Here is a 2,207-nt window from a genome sequence, read left to right on the forward strand (position 1 = left end):
GGGGGGGGGGTGAGGGGGCGGCGCGCTGCCGACTGTGGAGGCACCCTGATGAGCGATATCGAGAAGGCGTCGCGGGAGACGGTCGAAGCGGCCCGCCAGGGCGAACAGTTCGCCCTGATGCTCGCCGCCGTACAGGCCACCGCCCAGCAAACGCAGCCCGCCCCCTGCCGGCACCACCAGCAGGCCCCGGCCCGGCCGTTCGACGCGCGGAAGGCGGTCACTACACCGCCTGCGGCTGCGCCGCCGCCGCGTGCCTGTCCCTGTTCTTCATGGCGTTCGCCCTCGGTGCAGTGGGTCTGACCGTGTGCGTGGTCGTCCTGCGCTCGGTGTGGGTCGACTTCTCCAACCGCAAGGGCTGACCTGCCCTTCCGCGCCATCCAGCCCTCGCTGCCGTGAGGGCTGGCGGGCGTGGTGGGACCGGACAGACCGGACCCGGGAGAGGAGCCACATCGTGAAGACCGGAAACAAACTCGTGGACCACCTCACGGCCGTCTACACCGACGCCCGGCAGAAGGGCTACAGCCACGAGGACGCGAAGCGGATCACCGAGGAGGAGGGCCGCCGCTCGAACCCGACCGAGTACCAGCGCATCAAGGCCCTGGACGCCATCAACAAGGCCATCCGGCGCTGGCCGGGGAGCTGGACGCGATGCCGTTCAACGCCGGTGACCAAGTGCTCATCTGTTCCTGCGAGGACGACCCCCGCGTGGCCGGACGGACCGGACGGATCGTGGACGAGGTCCCGCCCGGCCCGCTCACTCAGGGCCGGTGGACCGTCCACCGGATCGGCCCGCTGATCGGGCCGGTCCTGTGCCGCACTGACGAACTGCGCAAAGTCGGCTGACCACCCCACTGAGAGGAGTTCGGCATGGCCGGACGTACCTACACCACCAGCGAGAAGGCCCAGCGGGCGCGACTGCTGGCCAAGGGCGCCAAGGGCGCCAAGGGCGCCTACGGCGACCTCAGCAGCATCGAGCGGCAGCTGGACCGCATCGACCGCGTGGCCGCCGACCGCTACGAGCGCGAGCAGCGCGCCCTGGAACGGCAGCTCGACCTGGCCAAGGACGAACTGGCCGCCGCCAAGGCCGCCGAGAAGACCGCACGGCCCGACTAGGTTCTGTCTCTTTGGTCAGCGTTGGATCCAGATGAGGATGGCGGCGAGGTGGAGTGCGGCCTGGTAGGCGATTGCGAGCTTGTCGGTTCGTGTGGCCAGGCCGCGCCACTGCTTGAGGCGGTTGATGCACCGCTCGACGGTGTTCCGCTGCTTGTATGCCTCGCTGTCGAAGCTGGGCGGACGGCCACCGAGTCGGCCTCGCCGCAGGCGGTGGCCGACTTGGTCGGAGGGCTGCGGGATGACCGCGCGGATGCCCCGGCGCCGCAGGTGAGTGCGGATGGCACGTGAGGAATACGCGCGGTCGGCCAGAACGGCCAGGGGCCGGGTCCGGGGCCTGCCCGGGCCGGTGCGGGGCACGCGGATGCGGGACATCACCGTTTCGAAGGCGGGTGCATCACCTGTCTGGCCTCGGTGACTGTGAAGGCGAGGGGTCGTGCGTGGCCGTCCGCGGCCAGGTGGACCTTGGTACTCACTCCGCCGCGGGAGCGTCCGAGCGCGTGATCGGCGGGCTCGCCGGAGTGGGCCGCCCCTTTTTGCGTGCTCCGGCAGCGTGCTGGTGGGCCCGGATGACCGTGGAGTCCACCGACACCGTCCAGTCGAGGTCGTCATCGGCGTCCGCCGCCGCCAGGACCGCCTCGAGGATTCTCTCCCATGTGCCGTCGACGGCCCATCTGATCAGCCGTTTGTGAGCGGTCTGGAATGAGCCGAGCTCGTCGGGAAGGTCCCGCCAGGGCGAGTTGGTGCGGTACTTCCACGCGATGGCCTCGAGAGTGCGGCGGTGGTCGGCCCATCGCCGCCCGCGGACCGGATCGGCCGGCATCAGCGGCTCGATCCGGCCCCACATCGCGTCGGTGATCACTAATCGGACGGACACAACCGATCAACCCATCAAAGAGACACGCTTTAGGGGCGTCACGGGCGAAGATTCCAAGATCGTCTCCCAGATTTCTCCCCAACAGCGGTTGGACAGCAATGAGGGCGGGTCTCCCGTCTCGGGAGACCCGCCCTCACCTGCTCTTTCTCCGGTCGGGACGGCGGGATTTGAACCCACGACCCCTTGACCCCCAGTCAAGTGCGCTACCAAACTGCGCCAC

At 69.4% G+C, this 2,207-nt stretch carries 3 protein-coding genes and 1 pseudogene; 3 read left to right on the plus strand and 1 reads right to left on the minus strand.

Annotation, left to right across the window (positions count from 1 at the left end):
- Positions 1–48: 48 nt before the first annotated feature.
- From ITI46_RS34205 to ITI46_RS34215, 3 genes are all read left to right on the plus strand, one after another.
- A complete protein-coding gene (locus ITI46_RS34205) occupies positions 49–300 on the plus strand; it encodes a hypothetical protein (RefSeq protein ID WP_209243909.1) in 252 nt (83 codons plus the stop codon).
- Positions 301–451: 151 nt separating this feature from the next.
- Complete coding sequence (locus ITI46_RS35970) at positions 452–796, plus strand: hypothetical protein (RefSeq protein ID WP_209243911.1); 345 nt, start codon at positions 452–454, stop codon at positions 794–796.
- A 71-nt stretch (positions 797–867) separates the two neighbouring features.
- Positions 868–1,113, plus strand: coding sequence for a hypothetical protein (locus ITI46_RS34215; protein WP_209243913.1), 246 nt, complete (start codon positions 868–870; stop codon positions 1,111–1,113).
- Between the two features lie 15 nt (positions 1,114–1,128).
- Here the strand turns inward: ITI46_RS34215 and ITI46_RS34220 are convergent.
- A pseudogene (locus tag ITI46_RS34220) lies at positions 1,129–1,957 on the minus strand (IS5 family transposase).
- Between the last annotated feature and the right edge of the window lie 250 nt (positions 1,958–2,207).

Origin of the sequence: Streptomyces oryzae (assembly GCF_017676365.1) — a bacterium.
GTDB classification, from domain to species: Bacteria; Actinomycetota; Actinomycetes; order Streptomycetales; family Streptomycetaceae; genus Streptomyces; species Streptomyces oryzae.

Bases quoted from the DNA above. Each gene is read 5' to 3' on its own strand.
- ITI46_RS34205 (WP_209243909.1), top strand. From the start codon at position 49: ATGAGCGATATCGAGAAGGCGTCGCGGGAGACGGTCGAAGCGGCCCGC.
- ITI46_RS34215 (WP_209243913.1), top strand. From the start codon at position 868: ATGGCCGGACGTACCTACACCACCAGCGAGAAGGCCCAGCGGGCGCGA.